The organism is Methanosarcina sp. WWM596, assembly GCF_000969965.1.
In the GTDB taxonomy this organism is placed as follows: Archaea; Halobacteriota; Methanosarcinia; order Methanosarcinales; family Methanosarcinaceae; genus Methanosarcina.
This window is the reverse complement of record NZ_CP009503.1, coordinates 3,626,753-3,643,612: the sequence shown is the minus strand read 5'-3', so window position 1 is coordinate 3,643,612 and position 16,860 is coordinate 3,626,753. Positions and strand designations below refer to the sequence as shown.

Below are 16,860 nucleotides of genomic sequence, written 5' to 3'. Positions count from 1 at the left end.
ACAATATTCCCGGGAATAAAATATAAGGAAAAAAGATTCCAGAAATAAGATCAAGGGAAACAAAAACCCTTCCAAGAAAAATAGTATCATTTCCGATTACATCTCATCCAAAAAAGTGTAATCGGAATAACACAACCATGCTTAAACAACATAATTATGCTGAAAAATGCTGAAAGATAATTTTTTGATTATTATGTCCAAAAATATCTTTTCGATTTATTTCTGTGTCTTTTTAAAGTATTTGTCAATCTCTTCCCAGTCGACAATGTTCCAGAACCCTTCTATGAATTTGCTCCTATCATTCTTGTAATCAATATAGTAGGCGTGTTCCCAGACATCCAGGTCCATAAGGATCGGGAAATCAGGCACAAGATTTACATTATGCTTTTCTATCTGCATGATCCCGAGTCTTTTAGTATCATTACAGAAAGTTAAGGCTGCCCAACCAGAACCTTCGACACTTGATGCGACCTGGGAAAATTCCTTTTTAAACCTTTCAAAACTTCCGAAATCATCCTTAATCACATCAGCTAATTCGCCAACAGGCTCTTTGCTTGCATTGCTTGCAGGAGTCATCTCCCACCAGAAATAATCGTGAAGAACGTGCCCACCCAGATTGAAAGACAGGGCTTTTGCAGTTGTCTTATAATCAAAATCCGTGCCTTCTTTTCTGGCTTTATCCATCATTTCCAGAAGGGCGTTAGTGTTGTTTACATAGCCCTGATGGTGTTTGTCGTGGTGTATGCGCAGCTGTTCTTCGGAAATATAAGGTGCCAGGTCTGCGTAGCCATACTTCAACGGTGGTAATTTATACAACTCTTTAGCCATATTATCTCCCTTTTGAATCAACTGGCTTCACAAAATTCTCTCTGGGAATCTTCTTAACTGTAAGCCTGTAAGTTCACCTGTAAGGCTATATCTTTCAGTTCAAGAATGTTCCGTTTACAAATTCTGCTAACCAATTTCCCCCTTAACTGTATTAACAGAAATATATCTATCAAAATACTCTGTCGCGAAACAATCTGCATTTTAAAATACTCCGCTTTGTTTCACGTCAGATACATATCGAATTGCCATCTGACAATTCTAAGTGTAAAATATAATTATACATCAAACCTATTTAAAGGTAAAAGACGAAAACTATGAGATATTTTTGAAAAAATTTATTCACGGTTTCACCAAAATGTTTCTCCAAATAAGTTTCACCAAATAAGTTTCACCAGATAATTGTGCTTTATCAAAAGTAAAAGGAAAATTTATTCAGGGACAAAACAAATGGTAAACACACTCTCCCATCTGGGAGTTGGCCTTCTGATCGCTCTGGCTCTCGGATATAAAGGAAAAAAGCGGAACATCCTGGCATTTCTGGCAATCCTGCCGGACCTGGATTTCATCCCATACATATTCTTTGCCCTCGTCAGCGACAGCGTAAGCCATGAGACCAGAAACCAGCTTTTTTACCTGCTGGGTCACAGGGAGTTTATGCACTCCATCCTTTTCATCCTGCTTGTAACGTTTTTCACCTGGCTTATAATAAAAGACCTCAGGTTCACAGCCGCCGGGTTTGCAGCTATTTTTCTCCACAGCTACCTTGATTATACCACCAGCTGGAAAATGCGCCCCCTCTACCCGTTCAACACCGAGACTTCAATCATGGGAGCCGTCTACTTCTTCGACCCGCTGGCAAACCTTCTTCCCCTGGTGCCCGTCTTTATTTTACTTGTAGCATACATGAAAAGCCGTGGAAAATGGACAGGAAAGTTCAGTAACTTCTGTACTTTTGTCACCGAAAACCGGAGCAAATTTTATACCACCCTTCTAGTTGTGCTTCTGGTCTGGATTACAGTGCTGCCTGTAGCTAAAATTTGTCTCGTGAATAATATTTCCGACACAGAGGGTACAAAAATCAGCTACCAGAAAACCTACCCATCCTCCCCCGGAAAGTTCCTTACCGCATATTCCTATAACTCCACCTACTACAAGATAATGGAAGTCAGCTACTGGTCAGGGATCGAAAGAAGCGATTATATCGAAAAAATAAATGTGACCGGCGACGTCCCCGATACCTCCGCCTACGCCGAAAGAGCCGAAAAACTCTACCTGACAGGTGTCCCTCAGGAAGTCGATTATCCTGTTTATTCGGTTTCGGAAGAAAACGGCTCGGTAACTGTCATGCTGAGCGATGCCAGGAATCCCTATGTTGGGATGTGGGCATATTTTAGAACGGTTTACAGGTTTATTTTTGATACGGAGAGCGGGGATTATGTGGCATATGCAAGCATGCAGGGGGAAAAGGAGGAGAAATTGGGGGATAACTGGTTTGGGTGAGGGTACATGGAAAAAATAAGTAATCTGTGGGTATTTATACGTTTCATTATAGTCAATTACCCCTCCCTAAAACCTTCACCTAACGGCTCAGGTTTTTGAGGAAGGAGCTTGTTTAACAAGCCCTGGTTGACCAGATCACCGATTAGGAGCAATGGAAAATCGGTAAACGATAGGAAAGAAATAGTTACCCTTGAATGCCGCCTCAGTTTAAGGCTCTAAGGATGCCGGTTAAACAGTCCTGAGAGGTAGGGACAGTGCTTGCATCGTTAAACCTTTCCATATCAGATCGAGAGGAAGACGGATTCCGGAATTGACTCCACAATTCGGATACGTATAACCCTATTCAATAGGAGCAATTACAAATGTTTGTATTTGTACTTAGCAAAGGTGGAAACCCGCTAATGCCCACGAAACCGGCAAAAGCGAGGATCTTGCTCAAAACAGGAAAGGCAAAAGTGGTCCGAACCACGCCCTTCACAATCAAGTTACTTTTCGAAAGCAGTAGCTATACTCAACCTGTAATTGCAGGGATGGATACCGGCTCTAAGGTAGTGGGCTGTGCAGCCATTGCTAACGGAAAAGTGTTGTATCAGTCCGAAATTCACCTTAGAGAAAATGTTTCTAAAAAGATGGACCAACGGAAGATGTACCGGAGAAACAGAAGAGGTAGAAAAACAAGGTATAGACCTGCAAGATTTGCTAACCGGGGAAATTCAAGGAGAGAAGGAAGATTGGCTCCTTCCATCAAAAGCAAACTTGAAGCTCATTTCCGGGAAAAAAGGTTTGTGGAATCCCTGCTTCCTGTAACCGGGTGGAAGGTAGAGCTTGCTTCCTTTGATATTCACAAAATAACAAATCCGGAGGTTTCCGGGGTTGGGTATCAGGAAGGGGACCTTAAAGGCTTCTACAATGTCAAAGCTTACGTTCTGGATCGGGACGGCTACACCTGCCAGCATTGCATGGGAAAGTCAAAGGATTTCCGGCTACATTGCCATCACATTGTTTTCAGGTCACAGAAGGGATCAGATGCTCCGGAAAACCTGATAACACTCTGTGAAACCTGTCACAAAGCCCTGCACAATGGAGAATTCAAGCTTTCAGGGAAAAAGTCAAAAACAAAACATGCAACTGAAATAGGGATCCTTAAATCCCAAATCCGGAAATCCGGCTGGAATTTTGCAGAGACTTTCGGGTACGAAACAAAGTACAGGAGAGAGCAGGTCTTGAAGTTGTTAAAAACACATTACTTTGATGCTGTTGCTATCTGTTGCAGGGACGATCAGAAAGTAGAGGTAGAAGATTCGGTTTTTCTAAAAAGAAACGTTCCTGCGGGAGATTATCAGCAGCGGAGAGGGAAGAGGTCAGAGAAGAAAATGCCTACCGGAAAGCTGTTTGGGCTCAGGAAATTCGATCAGGTAAAAACGGAAAAAGGGATCGGGTTCATTCGTGGCAAACGGTCATCCGGGTATTTTTCAATATCAGATATATTCGGAAACAAAATTTCAGATAGTGTTAATGTTAAGAAAAAATGCAGGAGACTGAGTGCGAGGAGTACAACATTAGTTCAGATTGTACAGATGACGCATTCCTCCCCCACCTGCCATTTCCGGCAAGCCAGAAATGTCGAGGAAGGGGTCTCCTGCTGAGGTAAGATGAATAATGAAAGGTTTTGATGCAAAAACGATCATCATAATGAAAGGTAGTTAAATGAATTCCATTTCTGCAGCTGATTAAAATAACTGTATTTTTATTTTTCTCATGCGTGCTCCTCTCGATCATCCCCCACGAACCGTTTGAACTCCCCGAGTTCCGCTTCGGGATCACAGAAAATTAGAGATTTTCTGGGAGTTGCACTGCAAGTGCAACAGCAAGGGGTCCTTTTCACTCAATTCGTTCGCTCAAGAGGACTGGTTTAATTGGTTTTTCATGATTTTTGAAGCGGAGGCCGGGATTTTTCAGAGGAGGAGAAGGCGGAAGGAGCGGCTTTTTCTCGATCTGGATCTCGTTTATGAGGATTAAAATAACTTTATGTTTATTTTTAGTGCAGTGCTCTCCTGAGCTCGATTCCTGAAATATTTTCACCCTGGTCGCTGTATAGTTCCGTCCCTCTTACCTATCTTTTTTGTAACAATCAGTCTTAACTCTCTGGAACTTCCTTGCAGTTCGCATAGATTCAGCACTTTTTTAATTCGTACCTATTTTGCACAGAATGTTGAGCAACAGAAAAAGCATATAGGCGTGAAGCTTGATATTGTATAAGTGGAATCGTTTATTAAAGATACAATCATTAAAATTCAACTAATAGTTGAAACAATACGCTGAGATCTACAGTACCAATGGTTTAGATCGTCAATTCAGATTTGACTGTGCATTTGACTAATAAAAATAAGGGATATGGGTGTCATGGTACACGAAGAAACCCACATGGACGTTGATAAGATCCGGCTTTTTATTCTGGAAAGAAAAGCTGAAATAAAAAGGGAATTCAAGGCAGAAGTGATAGGCATTTTCGGCTCTTACGCCCGTGGCGAGGAAAAAGAGAAAAGTGATATTGATGTTCTGGTGAGATTTGGGGAAGGAGCAACCCTTTTACATCTTACGGGGCTTGGATTTTATCTTGAGGACCTTTTCGGAGTTTCAGTCGACGTTGTCTCTGAACGAGCACTTCACCCGATGATGCGGGATGATGTATTGAAGGAACTGGTGCTTGTATGAGGTCCCCAATTCTTTATCTTTCCGAAATGCTCTCGGCTTCCATAACTGTAAAGAGTTTCATAGAGGAAATGGACAAAGATGCTTTTCTGAAAGATGAGAAGACCAAAAGTGCAGTAGTCCGCCAGTTAGAGATCATAGGCGAGGCTGCAAAAGCCATTCCTGCCGACATAAGGTCTTTAGCTCCTGAACTCGACTGGCGAAGTATAGCAGGTATGCGAGACCGCATGATTCATGCCTATTTTAATGTAGATTATAACCTTGTCTGGGATACCGTAGTAAACGATGTCCCGGTGTTTGAACAAACTATTGAAAGATTAATTGGGGAGCTGGATTCCAGTAACTGAGGATTTTTGAAGAGGAGGGGAAAGTGGAACATACGGTTTTTTCTCGATCTGAAGATTACGTTCGGTGGACTAAAATAACTTCTTTTTTATTTTTCGCAGGCGGGAGCCTCCCGCTCATCCTCCACGAACCTTTTGAAGTAGAGTTACGGCTCTGCAGTGTGCTGTCCGTTTTTCTCACTTCGTTCACTCAAGTGATTTAAAATAACTGTATTTTTATTTTTAGTCGTGGAAACTTCAACACAGAAAAGTGATCATTAGCGGCTTAATGACAGCTACCTCTATGCCCCTCGTATACTGAAAGAGGAGAGGCTCTGTACCTGACCGGTGTCTCTCAAGAAGTCGATTATCCTGTTTATACGTCTAGGAAAAAAATGGATCGGTAACTTTCATGCTGAGTGATGCAAGAAATCCCTATGTTGGGATGTGGGCGTATTTTAGAACGGTTTACAGGTTTGTTTTTGATACGGAGAGCGGGGATTATGTGGCATATGCGAGCATGCGGGGGGAAAAGGAGGAGAAATAAGGGGAAAACTTGTTTGGATAAACGTCATCTTTCAAAATCAGTTAATTCATAATTCCAGAACCAGGGAAGATCATCCAATGAAAAGCCAATAAAATCTTCGTCACGAGAAATGACTCCTAAGTCCTTTGCTTCTTCCCAATATTGTTCAACTGCTTCATAGAATTCTTGAAATATTTCAGGATAATATTTTAGAATTCCAATTAACATATAATTAAAATTAGAACTTTCCTCTAATCCATGATTCCGTTTAAAAAAAGATGAATATGCTTTATCACATAAATGCCATAAACAATTTTCGACGTGGTGAATTAATATACTTATCGCTTCTGAACAAGCTTCATCTTTTGGTTTTTTCCCATACAGAAGTTTGGCAAGTAGTGGATGACAAGCGTTGTAAATAACTTCATTAGGTTCTGGATCAAAAAAATCTGGTGGATGAACAAAAAGTGGGGCTTTTTCTGTTGGAACACTATGCATTCGGTAAGTAAAGTGATTATAAGAAATTGAAGAAGTACTTTCATTTGCTTTATCATTATGGAATGTTTTAATTACAACCCCAGGTATGGAAGTGATGTAAATATCTGAAAAATTTCCTAAAATATGCCCAAAAAAATTATTTCGTCGCCACATACCTTCTTCTTCATGCATCAAAAGAACTGTTCCTACCCCAACAAGGCGCTTAGTTTCTTTTAATATAACCACATCAGGTATTTTCTCTGGCCAGTCATTGATGTCAGTAATTGCTAAACTTGTTTCATTCAAGTTTTTCATCGTTTTGTATACTCTCTTCCCATCATCTGAAATCGTTAATAAAGGAGCGTAAGTCAGAAAAAGATTTTTAATAGCATCTTCAAACTTTTCTTCTTGATAAACGAATCCTTGAGATGAAAGCCCTTTGTGCAAACTTAAAATATCATTTTCCAACAATTCGTTAACGCTTTTAACGTATTCTTCGAATGGGCTTGAATCTCTAAGCGTCTTCAGATATGTCTCAAACCCTTCTAAAATTTTAGATTGAATTCTACCAATCAATTTTTTGTACCTTTCATCCTCTACTACATCTGATCTATTTGGGGATAATGATACCTTATATTGTCCTGAAAGGTTTATTGACGCTTGAATATTATCAAATAGTTTTTTTGGTAAGAGTTTATCGCAAGGAATTGAAAATCCTTTTTGGGCAAGAACACTCTGATTTGAGATAGTATCTCTAGGTTTACAAACTAGTAGTTTTCCTTCAATGCCCTCTATTTCATCATCGAATGTAACTTCAAAATATTCTTTTATATTATTTACATCATGTATTTTATTACCGGGTAAGAAAGGATTATATGTTTCTGTATTCTCGCTCGTCTCAATGACTATTGGATACTCTATAAAAGGAGCAATTTCAGATATTTTCTCAATTAATGATATGGAAGAGAAAGGATGATTAGATTTCAGAGACAGAGTTATTTTAGTTCCGATCTCAACACGAGAAGAGGGTCTTCTAACAAAGTAATCATAAGCAGTAGGAATTTCAACGTTTATTGGGGCAGGTGGATTTAGTGGATCAAGTGGTTTTCTCCTACTTTCCACTCTAAAACTGGAAGCTACCATAAAAATAGAGAGAATACCTATTCCGAACTCACTGACTGGATCAATTTCTATTCCACCTGCACGACATTCTGAACTATTGTAATAACTTTTCCCAATTTGCAAAAAGTAATTCTCGAAAATGTACTCGTCCATTCCAATTCCATTATCTTCAATAATAAGTTCTTCACCTTTCAAAGTAATTTTTATAAATGGTGGGGATGGATTTCCTTCTTTTTTTTCAATTGATTCCCGGTAGCGAACAGCATCTACAGAGTTCTGCAAAAGTTCACGGAGAACTAAAGTGGGATTTCCATATAATTTCTCCCCCATTAAAAGATCAATAACTCGGTGAAAATCAAGTTTGAAATGGAAGTCTGAATATATGTATTCTTTATTAGACCTAACATTCTCTTTTGTAACTGGGTTTAAAAGATCTAGCCTATATATTTTTGCTAAGTCATCTTTATAGCGTGATGTTAAAAGGATACTTTCTTTGCGTTCGGTTTCTATCATATCAATAAATTCTCGGAGTGTACGTTCATAGATTGGATGTTCACATTCTGCATCGATATTAATTTCTTGTGGAGATATTTTGCATCCAATAATCGAAAGATGCTTTTTCCATTCCTTGATGCTTGTTTCATCCTTTGGATTAATAAAATCAAGTAAACATCTGGGTGTACGTTCTGGATCAAGATCCAAAATGTCAGCTAGGCGAAGTATTACAGACAAATACTGCACATTTACACTCTGGTCTCTGACCAGAGCATTACGACGCCAACGTTTAGTATCGTAAAGATCTCTTACATGCAAACCGTGACTATCGCAAACTGCTTGCACTAATTTATAATATGGAATTTCTTTCCATGATATGGACGTTTCTTCTAACCCATGCTTTTCTTTGATAAATTCGTGAGAACGTTCTACGTGATTTCTACGGAGAAATTCCGTAAATAGTTTATCTTCAATAAATGTCGCTGTACGATGATCTCCATCCTTTTTTGCTTCATCAAATTTGCAACTTAGTTCTTCATTGAAAATGCGAAGTTTAGCAAATTCAGGACTATTCGCAATTATTTTATTTCTTTCGTCCCGTGAAGCTGTCATACCTACATCATGAAGATATGCAGCATAGATGAGTATCGATAGCTCAATACTGTTTAAGTGTTCAAGAGTATCTGAAGGTATTATTTTTCCCATCAGTTCGACTACTTTTGCACTATGATTAGCATTATGCAAGGTAAATTCAGGCATGTTTTCAGGAATTCTTTCCAGTAAAGGAGCCGTCTCACGAACAACTGAGATTATATTTTCTGAAATTTCATGTTCTTCGAGTAAGTTTTCTTTCTCAAGAAGCTTTTGAAAAAGAACTGTTTTCTTCAATCTTTCAATCGCAGGTTCAGGCATCTATTCGCTCCTTTCTGTTTGCGAATCCTTTAGACGTAGGACCTGATTAATTTTTTGTTTTTAGCTTGGCATGTCAATCACATACTTCTACTTCATTTAGGTCTCTGCCGCCTGCTTCGCAGTCGTATGGTACCCCGTTTTTAAGAATAATCGAAACTCAAACCAACCCCGAATTCAGAAAATCCTGTAAAACAAACAGGCGCCCGGCCTGTTCAAAAATCGATTCAAAAAACCCACCCCCCAAAAATAAGTTTTCCGCCCGGCACCCCTCCAAACTAAAAGCCCGCCACCGGAAATTTTCACACATTTTTTCACTCCAACGGAAGCTGGCTGATTTTATCAGAAATTACAGGCCAGAGGGAAATGATCCGAATTTAGATGTCCATTTTTAAACCTTACATTACAATTTAATATTAGTTTATAAATAATGGTAAAATACCAACGAAAGCTATATAAATGAACTTACAAATATCTAACTTATATGGAGAAAAGTCAGCTTCGCCAGGTAATAATTGACCAGCAGGCCTCTTTCAGGAAAGAGGAGGAGCTTGTTTTCCGGGATGTTGAGCTTGAGAGATACCTCAAAGGGGATGAAATCGTTATCATCTCGGGGATCAGGCGGTGTGGGAAGAGTTCGCTTTTGAAGTTGATAGCCGGACAGCTTGAGGGAGTTAAGTTTTATGTGGACTTCGATGATATCCGGCTTTCGGATTTTGAGGTCAGGAATTATCAGGATTTGCAGGACCTGGTGATTGAGCTTTATGGGAAGGAGATGGAAAAGAGTGAGACGGAGCAGGTGTATTATTTTTTTGATGAGATACAGAACGTTCCGCTCTGGGAAAGGTGGTTGAACAACCTCTACAAAGAAGGCAAAAAGGTATTTGCCACGGGTTCGAATTCTCAGCTCCTCAGTTCGGAAATATCTACCTTCCTGACCGGGAGAAACAAAGTGCTCAAGCTCTTTCCTTTTTCCTTCCGGGAATTCCTCCGCCTGAAGGGGACCGGAATTACAGAAGAAGAACTCAAATCTGACCTGCTTACCAGTTCTCAAAAAGCTGTCTTATTCAGGAATTTCCTGGAATACTTCGAAAATGGAGGTTTTCCACTTGTCCTGAAGAACGGAGATCTCGAACTCACCAGGGGGTATTTTGAAGATATCCTCAACAAAGACATTCTGGTCCGTTACAATATAAAAGAAGTGGGAGCTCTCAAAGACCTGATACTGTTTCTGCTTTCTAATGTGGGCAGAGTGTATTCCTATTCCACATTAAGAAGCATAAGCGGGATAAAGAGTTTAAGCACGATCAAAAACTACCTTGATTATTTCCAGAATGTGTTTTTGCTTTATCAGCTCCCAAGGTTTGACTATTCCCTCAAAAAGCAGAAAATTTCACCTTCCAAGATCTATGCTATAGACAATAGTTTTCTGAAGACAGTAGCTTTCAATTTCTCCGAGAATAAAGGACAAAGGCTGGAAAACCTTGTCTTTGTCGAATTGGCTAGAAGAGAGAAAGAAGTGTACTACCATTCCGGGAAAAAAGAATGTGATTTTGTGCTAAGAGAAGGGCTGCGGATTAGTGAGGCAATTCAGGTTTCAGTAGACCTTAACACTCCGGAAACAAAGAAGAGGGAAATTGAAGGAATCACAGAGGCCATTACAGCATATAAACTGGACAAAGGGCTTATCCTGACGCTTGAAGAGGAAGACACACTGGAAGTAGACGGAAAAAAAATCTTGATAAAACCAGTGTGGAAATGGTTACTTGAGTGAAAAATCCATTCCGTATTTCTTGAAACATCTCGAATGGATGAGGCTATCTAAGTGTGCCTGCTAAATAAGCTTCCATCTCCGCAGTCGCGTATGGTACCCCGTTTTTAAGAAGCATCGAAAGTCGAAACTCAAACCCAACCCTGAATTCAGAAAATCCTGTAAAACAAACCGGTATCCGACATATTCAAAAATCGATTCAAAAAAACCGCCCCTAAAAATAAGTTCCCCGCCCGGCACCCCTCCAGACTGAAAACCCGCCACCGGCAATTCACATCTATTTGCTCTACCAGGTTCCCAGGTTTGACTACTCATTGAAAAAAATAAAAGGTATCGTCTTCAAAGATTTATACCATTGACAAAGGTTTCCTGAAGACGGTGGCATTCAATAACAGGTCGAAAATTAGTCACTTAAACTGAATGCAAAAAAGATTTAATAGTTGTATCAAAAAAGGAAAGAAAAATAGTAAAATGAAGCCATCTAATCATTCTACTATAACAAATCTTTGTTGCATAACAGTGGATTCCAGAATATCAAGAGGATGAGAGAACTTTACACTGTGGAAACTAATTTTGCCTTTACCTTTCTTAACCGCAACAAACTTGAACTTGCTGGTTCCTCCGCTTCCTGGCACGATGGGCTCATCGGGTATATATTCAGACTCCACAAAATAAACACAACTTGGCATCTCTGACAGTAAGCAGCTATAGCCAGTTGAAGGGTTCGAGGGTATTGAAATATCGAATATTTCTCCAATTTTCGTATTAATTGGCGGTAATAAATCCACTTTTTGCATTCATTTATTCCTCCTTTACATTGACTCTCTCACCGTTGTTGAGGTAACAACTGTAGACAACAATACATTAGAAGATTTATTTGTATGAGAGGATCAGAACTTAGAATGTAAGTCCAGGTATATATTACTTTCTAACATTTAATAATATATTATAATGTTAGAAGACGTTAGAGCCGAATTCAAATAAAATGTGACAATTTGTTATGAAAATTGCATAAGAAAGTTTGGAGAAGAATCGGCAATTGATGCTCTTAGAAAGAACAAGGACTGTGAAAACGAGACTCTAAGGCTAATAATTGCAGATATCCTTTATGAAGTTGAGACATGGAATCCCCCGGAAACGGTCGAAGAAGTCGAAGAACCATTGGAAGAAAACTTTGAACCCACGGAGGTAAAAAAACGCTGGAACAATAGAATTGGAAACATGCGTCTTCAGTTAAGTGAAAAATCGTGATAAATTGCTTCCACTTTCACAACAGCTGTCAAATATTTGATTTTATTGTAGGCTAGAACAGGGTGTCGATTTCATATAAATAGGCCAAAACGAAGGTAGGCTTCCGGTTAAAAATCGATAGCTTTCGGGCAAAAAAATTCCTTAACCGATGACTAATGGAATTGGAAGAGAAAAACGCCTAACGAATAGAGTTTACGGAATTTATAGACCAGAGGAAGATGATCCGAATTTAGATCTCATTTTTAAACTTTACATTGAAATTTAACATTCAGTTATAAATACTTGTAAAACTCCAGCGAAAGCATATATAAATTCAAAAAAGCGGGCTTAGAGGATCAGGTACTGAAAATAAGGGGCAAAAAGTAGCTTCCAAATACAATCCCACTTGATATAGCCCATAGAAATCGTAAATAGTTCCTGATAAAAAAGAACTATTTTATGTAGTAAAGGTAGTTAAAAAATTGTATCAACAGATTAGAGTTACGGATGATATTTTCTAGAGAACTTATATGATTGGGAGTAATGATATTATCATACTCATTGACTTTTGAGATCCAGACACAGATCATTTCAAAATGAAAATGAGTAATACTCAAACAGGAAAAACAGATCCTGGAAGTAGAATTGAAAAGCATAAGCAACGGCAGAAGTGCCCTTCTTTCAGGATATTATTAACAAACCCACCACTACCACAAAAAGTAACTAAAAACAAACCTATGTTCCACATTCCTTCAAGATAGGGGGGTCAAGACGCCGGATATCCCTCCTCAATAGCTTTATTCCGGCAGGAAATTTGAGTGAAGGATTATTTTCCTTCATCCAGATTTCATATTCAGTCTTCTTCAATCTCATCTTCTTCAACTTCCCCTGTTCTTCAAGTTCTTCAAGCTCTTCAAGTTCTTCAAGTTCTTCAAGTTCTTCAAGTTCTTCAAGTTCTTCAAGTTCTTCAAGTTCCTCAAGCTCTTCAAACTCTTCGATTTCCTCTACTTCTTCTTCCTCTATTTCCTCATCTACTCCTTCAGCTTTTCTGGCTATGAAGACAGTCACTTACAGTTACTTTTTGTCTTCATCTTCGACTTTGATCCTGACCATACCTGCGACTTTGTCCCCGGGCTTGATGTTCAGTATCTGTATTCTTTGGGTGTTTCTGCCCTGTTGAACATCATTTTGTCACCTTAGGATACGGATTTGAAGTTGGAGACTAAGCTGTTTAGATTAAAACCAAAAACAGATTCTATAGGATAATGCATTTTTCAACAAATAAACCTCTTGAACGATTTCTTTATTCACTTTATGGACTCTGTAGACGTATAACACCTCGTTTTTAAGAAGCATCAAAAATCAAACCGACCCTAAATTAAGAAATCTAGCAAAACAAACCGATACCCGATCTGTCCAAAAATCGATTCAAAAAAGTGACCCTGCAAAATAAGTTTCCCACCCGGCCCCCCTCCGAACTGGAAGTCCACCATCGGAAATTTTTCATGCAATTTATCACTCTGGTGAAACCTGGATAATTTTTATCAGAAATTACAGACCAGAGGGAAAAAACCAGAAGTAATATTTCATCTTTAAACCATACATTGCCATTTCACATTTATTTATAAACACATGTAAAATGTCAGCGAAAGCCTATATAAATTCCAAAATATGGGTCATGAGAGTTAATTACTGAAAAAGCATTAGCAAGAGAAGTCAGTATATTTAAGTAAAAATCTAAATCAAATGATCAGAATTACGAATAATATATCCCTTGTAGTTTATATAATTAGGGGTAATATATCGTTTATACTCATTTTATTGAGATCTAGACATCCATCTCAATAGGAGAATGAGTATGTTTAAACAGGAAAAATAAGGTTGTGGGAGTAGAATTGAACAAAATCATAAGAAACGGCAGACGTGTCCTTTTTGCAGGATTTGATCAATAATACCTCACTACCGCACGGAGAGACTGCAAAAAATAAATAAGTCTCCCTCCCTCCCCTCCTGACTGAAGACCTGCCGCCGGAAATTAAACCCCAAAATTTATACTCCGGCGGCAATTTGAGTGAAGGATTATTTTCCTTCACCCATGTTATTTATTCAGTCTTCTTGGTTTTCTTCTGCCTCAGCTGCCTCGTCTGCCTCAGCTGCCTCTTCTACCTCTTTTTCTTCAATCTTATCTTCTTCAATCTCGTCTTCTTTGACTTCCTCTGATTCTTCTATGTCTTCAAGTTCTTCAAGCTCTTCGACTTCGTCTTCTTCAGCCTCTATTTCAGATTCTGGATTTTCTGCATTTCGGGCTATGAGAGCCGTGAGTTTAAGCTGTTTTTCGTCTTCGTCTTCGACTTTGATCCTGGCCATCCCTACGACTTTGTCCCCGGGTTTGAGGTTCATTATCCGTACACCCTGGGTATTTCTGCCATGGATGGAGATGCCTTTTGCCGGGATACGAATGATTATGCCTTCTGCGCTCGTAAACATCAGTTCATCATCTTCAGCTACGGATTTAACGTTCGAGACCGAGCCGTTCCTGAGGTTTGTGATGATTGTAATCACGCCTTTTCCACCGCGACGGTGCGCAGGGTACTGAGAGTATTCCGTCCTTTTGCCAAAGCCTTTTTCGGTTACGGTCAGGAGAGTTGTGGTTTCGTCAACAAGGTCTGTGCTGACCACCTCGTCGTCAGGACCGTCGAGGGTCATGCCGCGGACTCCTCTTGCAGTCCTGCCCATCGGACGGACGTCTTTTTCGGAGAAGCGGATTGCTTTGCCTTTCTTTGAAACCATCACAACTTCCTGTTTTCCGTCAGTAAGGAGGACTTTCACAAGCTCGTCACCCTCATCCAGGCTGACTGCGATGATACCGGCTTTCCGGGGGTTCCTGAACTCAGAAAGCGGGGTCTTCTTGATCGTTCCCGCCCTTGTTGCCATAAGGAGGTATTTGTCTTTGGCAAACTCTTTTACAGGGATCATTGCATTGACCATTTCGCCTTCCTGAAGCTCCAGCAGGTTTACTATTGCTTTGCCTCTCGACTGGCGGGAGCCTTCAGGGATCTCATAAACCTTCTGCCAGTAGAGCCTGCCCCGATTTGTAAAGAAGAGGATATAGTTGTGGGTTGAAGAAACGAAGAGGTTTTCCACAAAGTCTTCTTCCTTCGTTTCCATGCCAATAATCCCTCTACCTCCGCGGCGCTGCATGGTATAGGTGTCAAGAGGAATGCGCTTTACGTAGCCACTATTTGTGATTGTGACCACGACATCCTCTTCCGGGATCAGGTCTTCATCAGTCACATCTTCTGTGTACTGCACAATCTTTGTCCTGCGGACATCCCCGTACTTTCCCCTGATCTCAAGGAGTTCAGTCCTGATAATTTCGTACTTGATCTCATCGCTTTCCAGGATCTTCCTGAGTTTGGCGATCAGTTTTACGAGACTTTCCAGTTCCTCAAGGATTTTCTGTGTCTCAAGCCCTGTCAGGCGCTGCAGGCGCATTTCCAGAATAGCTTTTGCCTGAACCTCTTCAAAGCCGAAATTATCAATCAAACCCTGTTTTGCTTCATCACCGTTTGCAGAGCCCTTAATCAGGGCAACCACTGCGTCTATATTGTCAAGGGCAATCCTTAACCCTTCAAGGATATGGGCTCTTTCTTCACTCTTCTTCAGGTCGTAGAGCGTCCGTTTCTGGATGATTTCCATCCTGTACTCTAGGTAAATCTCCAGAAGTTGTTTCAGGTTAAGCTCTTTGGGTTTTCCATCCACAAGGGCAAGGTTGATGATCCCGAAAGTGGTCTCCATCTGGGTGTGCTTGTAGAGCTGGTTTAAGATAACATTGGCATTTACGCCCCTTGAAAGCTCGACTACAACCCTTATTCCTTCCCTGTCAGACTCATCCCGCAGATCGGAAATTCCGACAATTACCTTTTCCCTGGCAAGCTGGGCAATGTTTTCAATCAGCCTTGCCTTGTTCACCTGGTAAGGAAGTTCGGTTACTATAATCTGCTGCCTGTCTTTTTTAAGCTCCTGAATTTCGGCAACTGCCCTGATCTTTACCGGGCCTCTTCCGGTTGTGTATGCAGACCTTATACCTGCTGTCCCGAGGATATGCGCACCTGTAGGAAAATCCGGACCCTTTACCACGGTCATCAGTTCCGAAACCGGTGTTTCCGGGTTTTCAATAAGCATAAGGATCCCATCAATGACTTCACTTATGTTGTGGGGAGCCATATTCGTTGCCATTCCGACGGCAATTCCGGTTGACCCGTTGATAAGGAGATTTGGAAGCTTTGCTGGGAGGATTTCCGGCTCTTCCATAGACCCGTCATAATTAGGCCTAAAGGGGACGGTTTCCTTATCAATGTCAGCCAGCATCTCTTCTGCAATCCTGTCCATACGGACTTCGGTGTATCGCATGGCTGCAGCCTCGTCCCCATCAATGGACCCGAAGTTTCCCTGCCCATCGATCAGAGGATAACGCAGCGAAAAATCCTGCACCATTCTTACGATACTATCGTATACGGCAGTGTCTCCGTGAGGGTGGTATTTACCGAGCACGTCACCCACCACACGGGCAGACTTCTTGTAGGGCTTGTCATGGGTAATCCCGGCTTCTTTCATTGCAAAAAGGATTCTGCGGTGGACCGGTTTTAAACCATCCCGGGCATCGGGAAGTGCCCTTCCGACGATTACGCTCATTGCATAGTTGATGTAAGAGCGTTTCATCTCATCTTCGATAAGAATGCCAGTAACCCCACTTATCTCTGGTTCTGGCCCTTCGTCCTCAGGCTCTTCCGAAGAGGGGTCTGAAACGGTTAGTTCGAGTTTTTTGCCTGGCTCTTCATGTGTAAGGGCGGCTGAACCTTCCCTATTTTCCGGCTTTTCATCGTTCTCTTCCGGAATAAGGGTAGCCTGATAAGAGATTTTCATTTCAGCTTCTGATTTATTTTCTTCTTCGTATTTTGCCATTT

12 protein-coding genes are annotated in these 16,860 nt (G+C 40.5%); 7 read left to right on the top strand and 5 right to left on the bottom strand.

Annotation, left to right across the window (positions count from 1 at the left end):
* Positions 1–216: 216 nt before the first annotated feature.
* Positions 217–828: a superoxide dismutase gene (locus MSWHS_RS15980; protein WP_048128602.1), complete on the bottom strand. Its 612-nt coding sequence runs from the start codon at positions 826–828 to the stop codon at positions 217–219.
* A 447-nt stretch (positions 829–1,275) separates the two neighbouring features.
* On the opposite strand from MSWHS_RS15980, the gene MSWHS_RS15975 reads away from it, so the two are divergent.
* The 5 genes from MSWHS_RS15975 to MSWHS_RS22095 all read left to right on the top strand — a co-directional run bounded on the left by MSWHS_RS15975 (position 1,276) and on the right by MSWHS_RS22095 (position 5,910).
* Positions 1,276–2,328, top strand: coding sequence for a metal-dependent hydrolase (locus MSWHS_RS15975; RefSeq protein WP_048128605.1), 1,053 nt, complete (start codon positions 1,276–1,278; stop codon positions 2,326–2,328).
* A gap of 362 nt (positions 2,329–2,690) precedes the next feature.
* Positions 2,691–3,974, top strand: coding sequence for an RNA-guided endonuclease IscB (gene iscB / locus MSWHS_RS15970; protein WP_048159406.1), 1,284 nt, complete (start codon positions 2,691–2,693; stop codon positions 3,972–3,974).
* Positions 3,975–4,731: 757 nt separating this feature from the next.
* Positions 4,732–5,043, top strand: a complete 312-nt coding sequence (locus tag MSWHS_RS15960) for a nucleotidyltransferase family protein (protein ID WP_048124878.1) — start codon at positions 4,732–4,734, stop codon at positions 5,041–5,043.
* The gene (locus tag MSWHS_RS15955; RefSeq protein WP_048128612.1) at positions 5,040–5,387 is read left to right on the top strand and encodes a DUF86 domain-containing protein; all 348 of its coding nucleotides are present in this window, start codon (positions 5,040–5,042) and stop codon (positions 5,385–5,387) included. Before MSWHS_RS15960 ends, MSWHS_RS15955 begins: the two co-directional genes overlap by 4 nt.
* Before the next feature lie 388 nt (positions 5,388–5,775).
* The gene (locus MSWHS_RS22095) at positions 5,776–5,910 is read left to right on the top strand and encodes a hypothetical protein (protein ID WP_255353698.1); all 135 of its coding nucleotides are present in this window, start codon (positions 5,776–5,778) and stop codon (positions 5,908–5,910) included.
* Between the two features lie 24 nt (positions 5,911–5,934).
* Here the strand turns inward: MSWHS_RS22095 and MSWHS_RS15950 are convergent, their stop codons facing one another.
* On the bottom strand, positions 5,935–8,895 hold the full coding sequence (locus MSWHS_RS15950) for an ATP-binding protein (RefSeq protein ID WP_048159402.1): 2,961 nt from the start codon (positions 8,893–8,895) through the stop codon (positions 5,935–5,937).
* A 481-nt stretch (positions 8,896–9,376) separates the two neighbouring features.
* On the opposite strand from MSWHS_RS15950, the gene MSWHS_RS15945 reads away from it, so the two are divergent.
* A complete protein-coding gene (locus MSWHS_RS15945; RefSeq protein WP_048128618.1) occupies positions 9,377–10,666 on the top strand; it encodes an ATP-binding protein in 1,290 nt (429 codons plus the stop codon).
* A gap of 482 nt (positions 10,667–11,148) precedes the next feature.
* Here the strand turns inward: MSWHS_RS15945 and MSWHS_RS15940 are convergent, their stop codons facing one another.
* The gene (locus MSWHS_RS15940; RefSeq protein WP_048128621.1) at positions 11,149–11,460 is read right to left on the bottom strand and encodes a protease inhibitor I42 family protein; all 312 of its coding nucleotides are present in this window, start codon (positions 11,458–11,460) and stop codon (positions 11,149–11,151) included.
* 190 nt (positions 11,461–11,650) lie between these two features.
* On the opposite strand from MSWHS_RS15940, the gene MSWHS_RS15935 reads away from it, so the two are divergent.
* Complete coding sequence (locus MSWHS_RS15935) at positions 11,651–11,914, top strand: hypothetical protein (protein ID WP_048159401.1); 264 nt, start codon at positions 11,651–11,653, stop codon at positions 11,912–11,914.
* A 714-nt stretch (positions 11,915–12,628) separates the two neighbouring features.
* Here MSWHS_RS15935 and MSWHS_RS21075 read toward each other — a convergent pair.
* Together MSWHS_RS21075 and gyrA are read right to left on the bottom strand one after the other, a co-directional pair.
* A complete protein-coding gene (locus MSWHS_RS21075) occupies positions 12,629–12,961 on the bottom strand; it encodes a hypothetical protein (protein ID WP_052722756.1) in 333 nt (110 codons plus the stop codon).
* 1,038 nt (positions 12,962–13,999) lie between these two features.
* On the bottom strand, positions 14,000–16,858 hold the full coding sequence (gyrA, locus tag MSWHS_RS15925) for a DNA gyrase subunit A (protein WP_048159399.1): 2,859 nt from the start codon (positions 16,856–16,858) through the stop codon (positions 14,000–14,002).
* Positions 16,859–16,860: the final 2 nt, after the last annotated feature.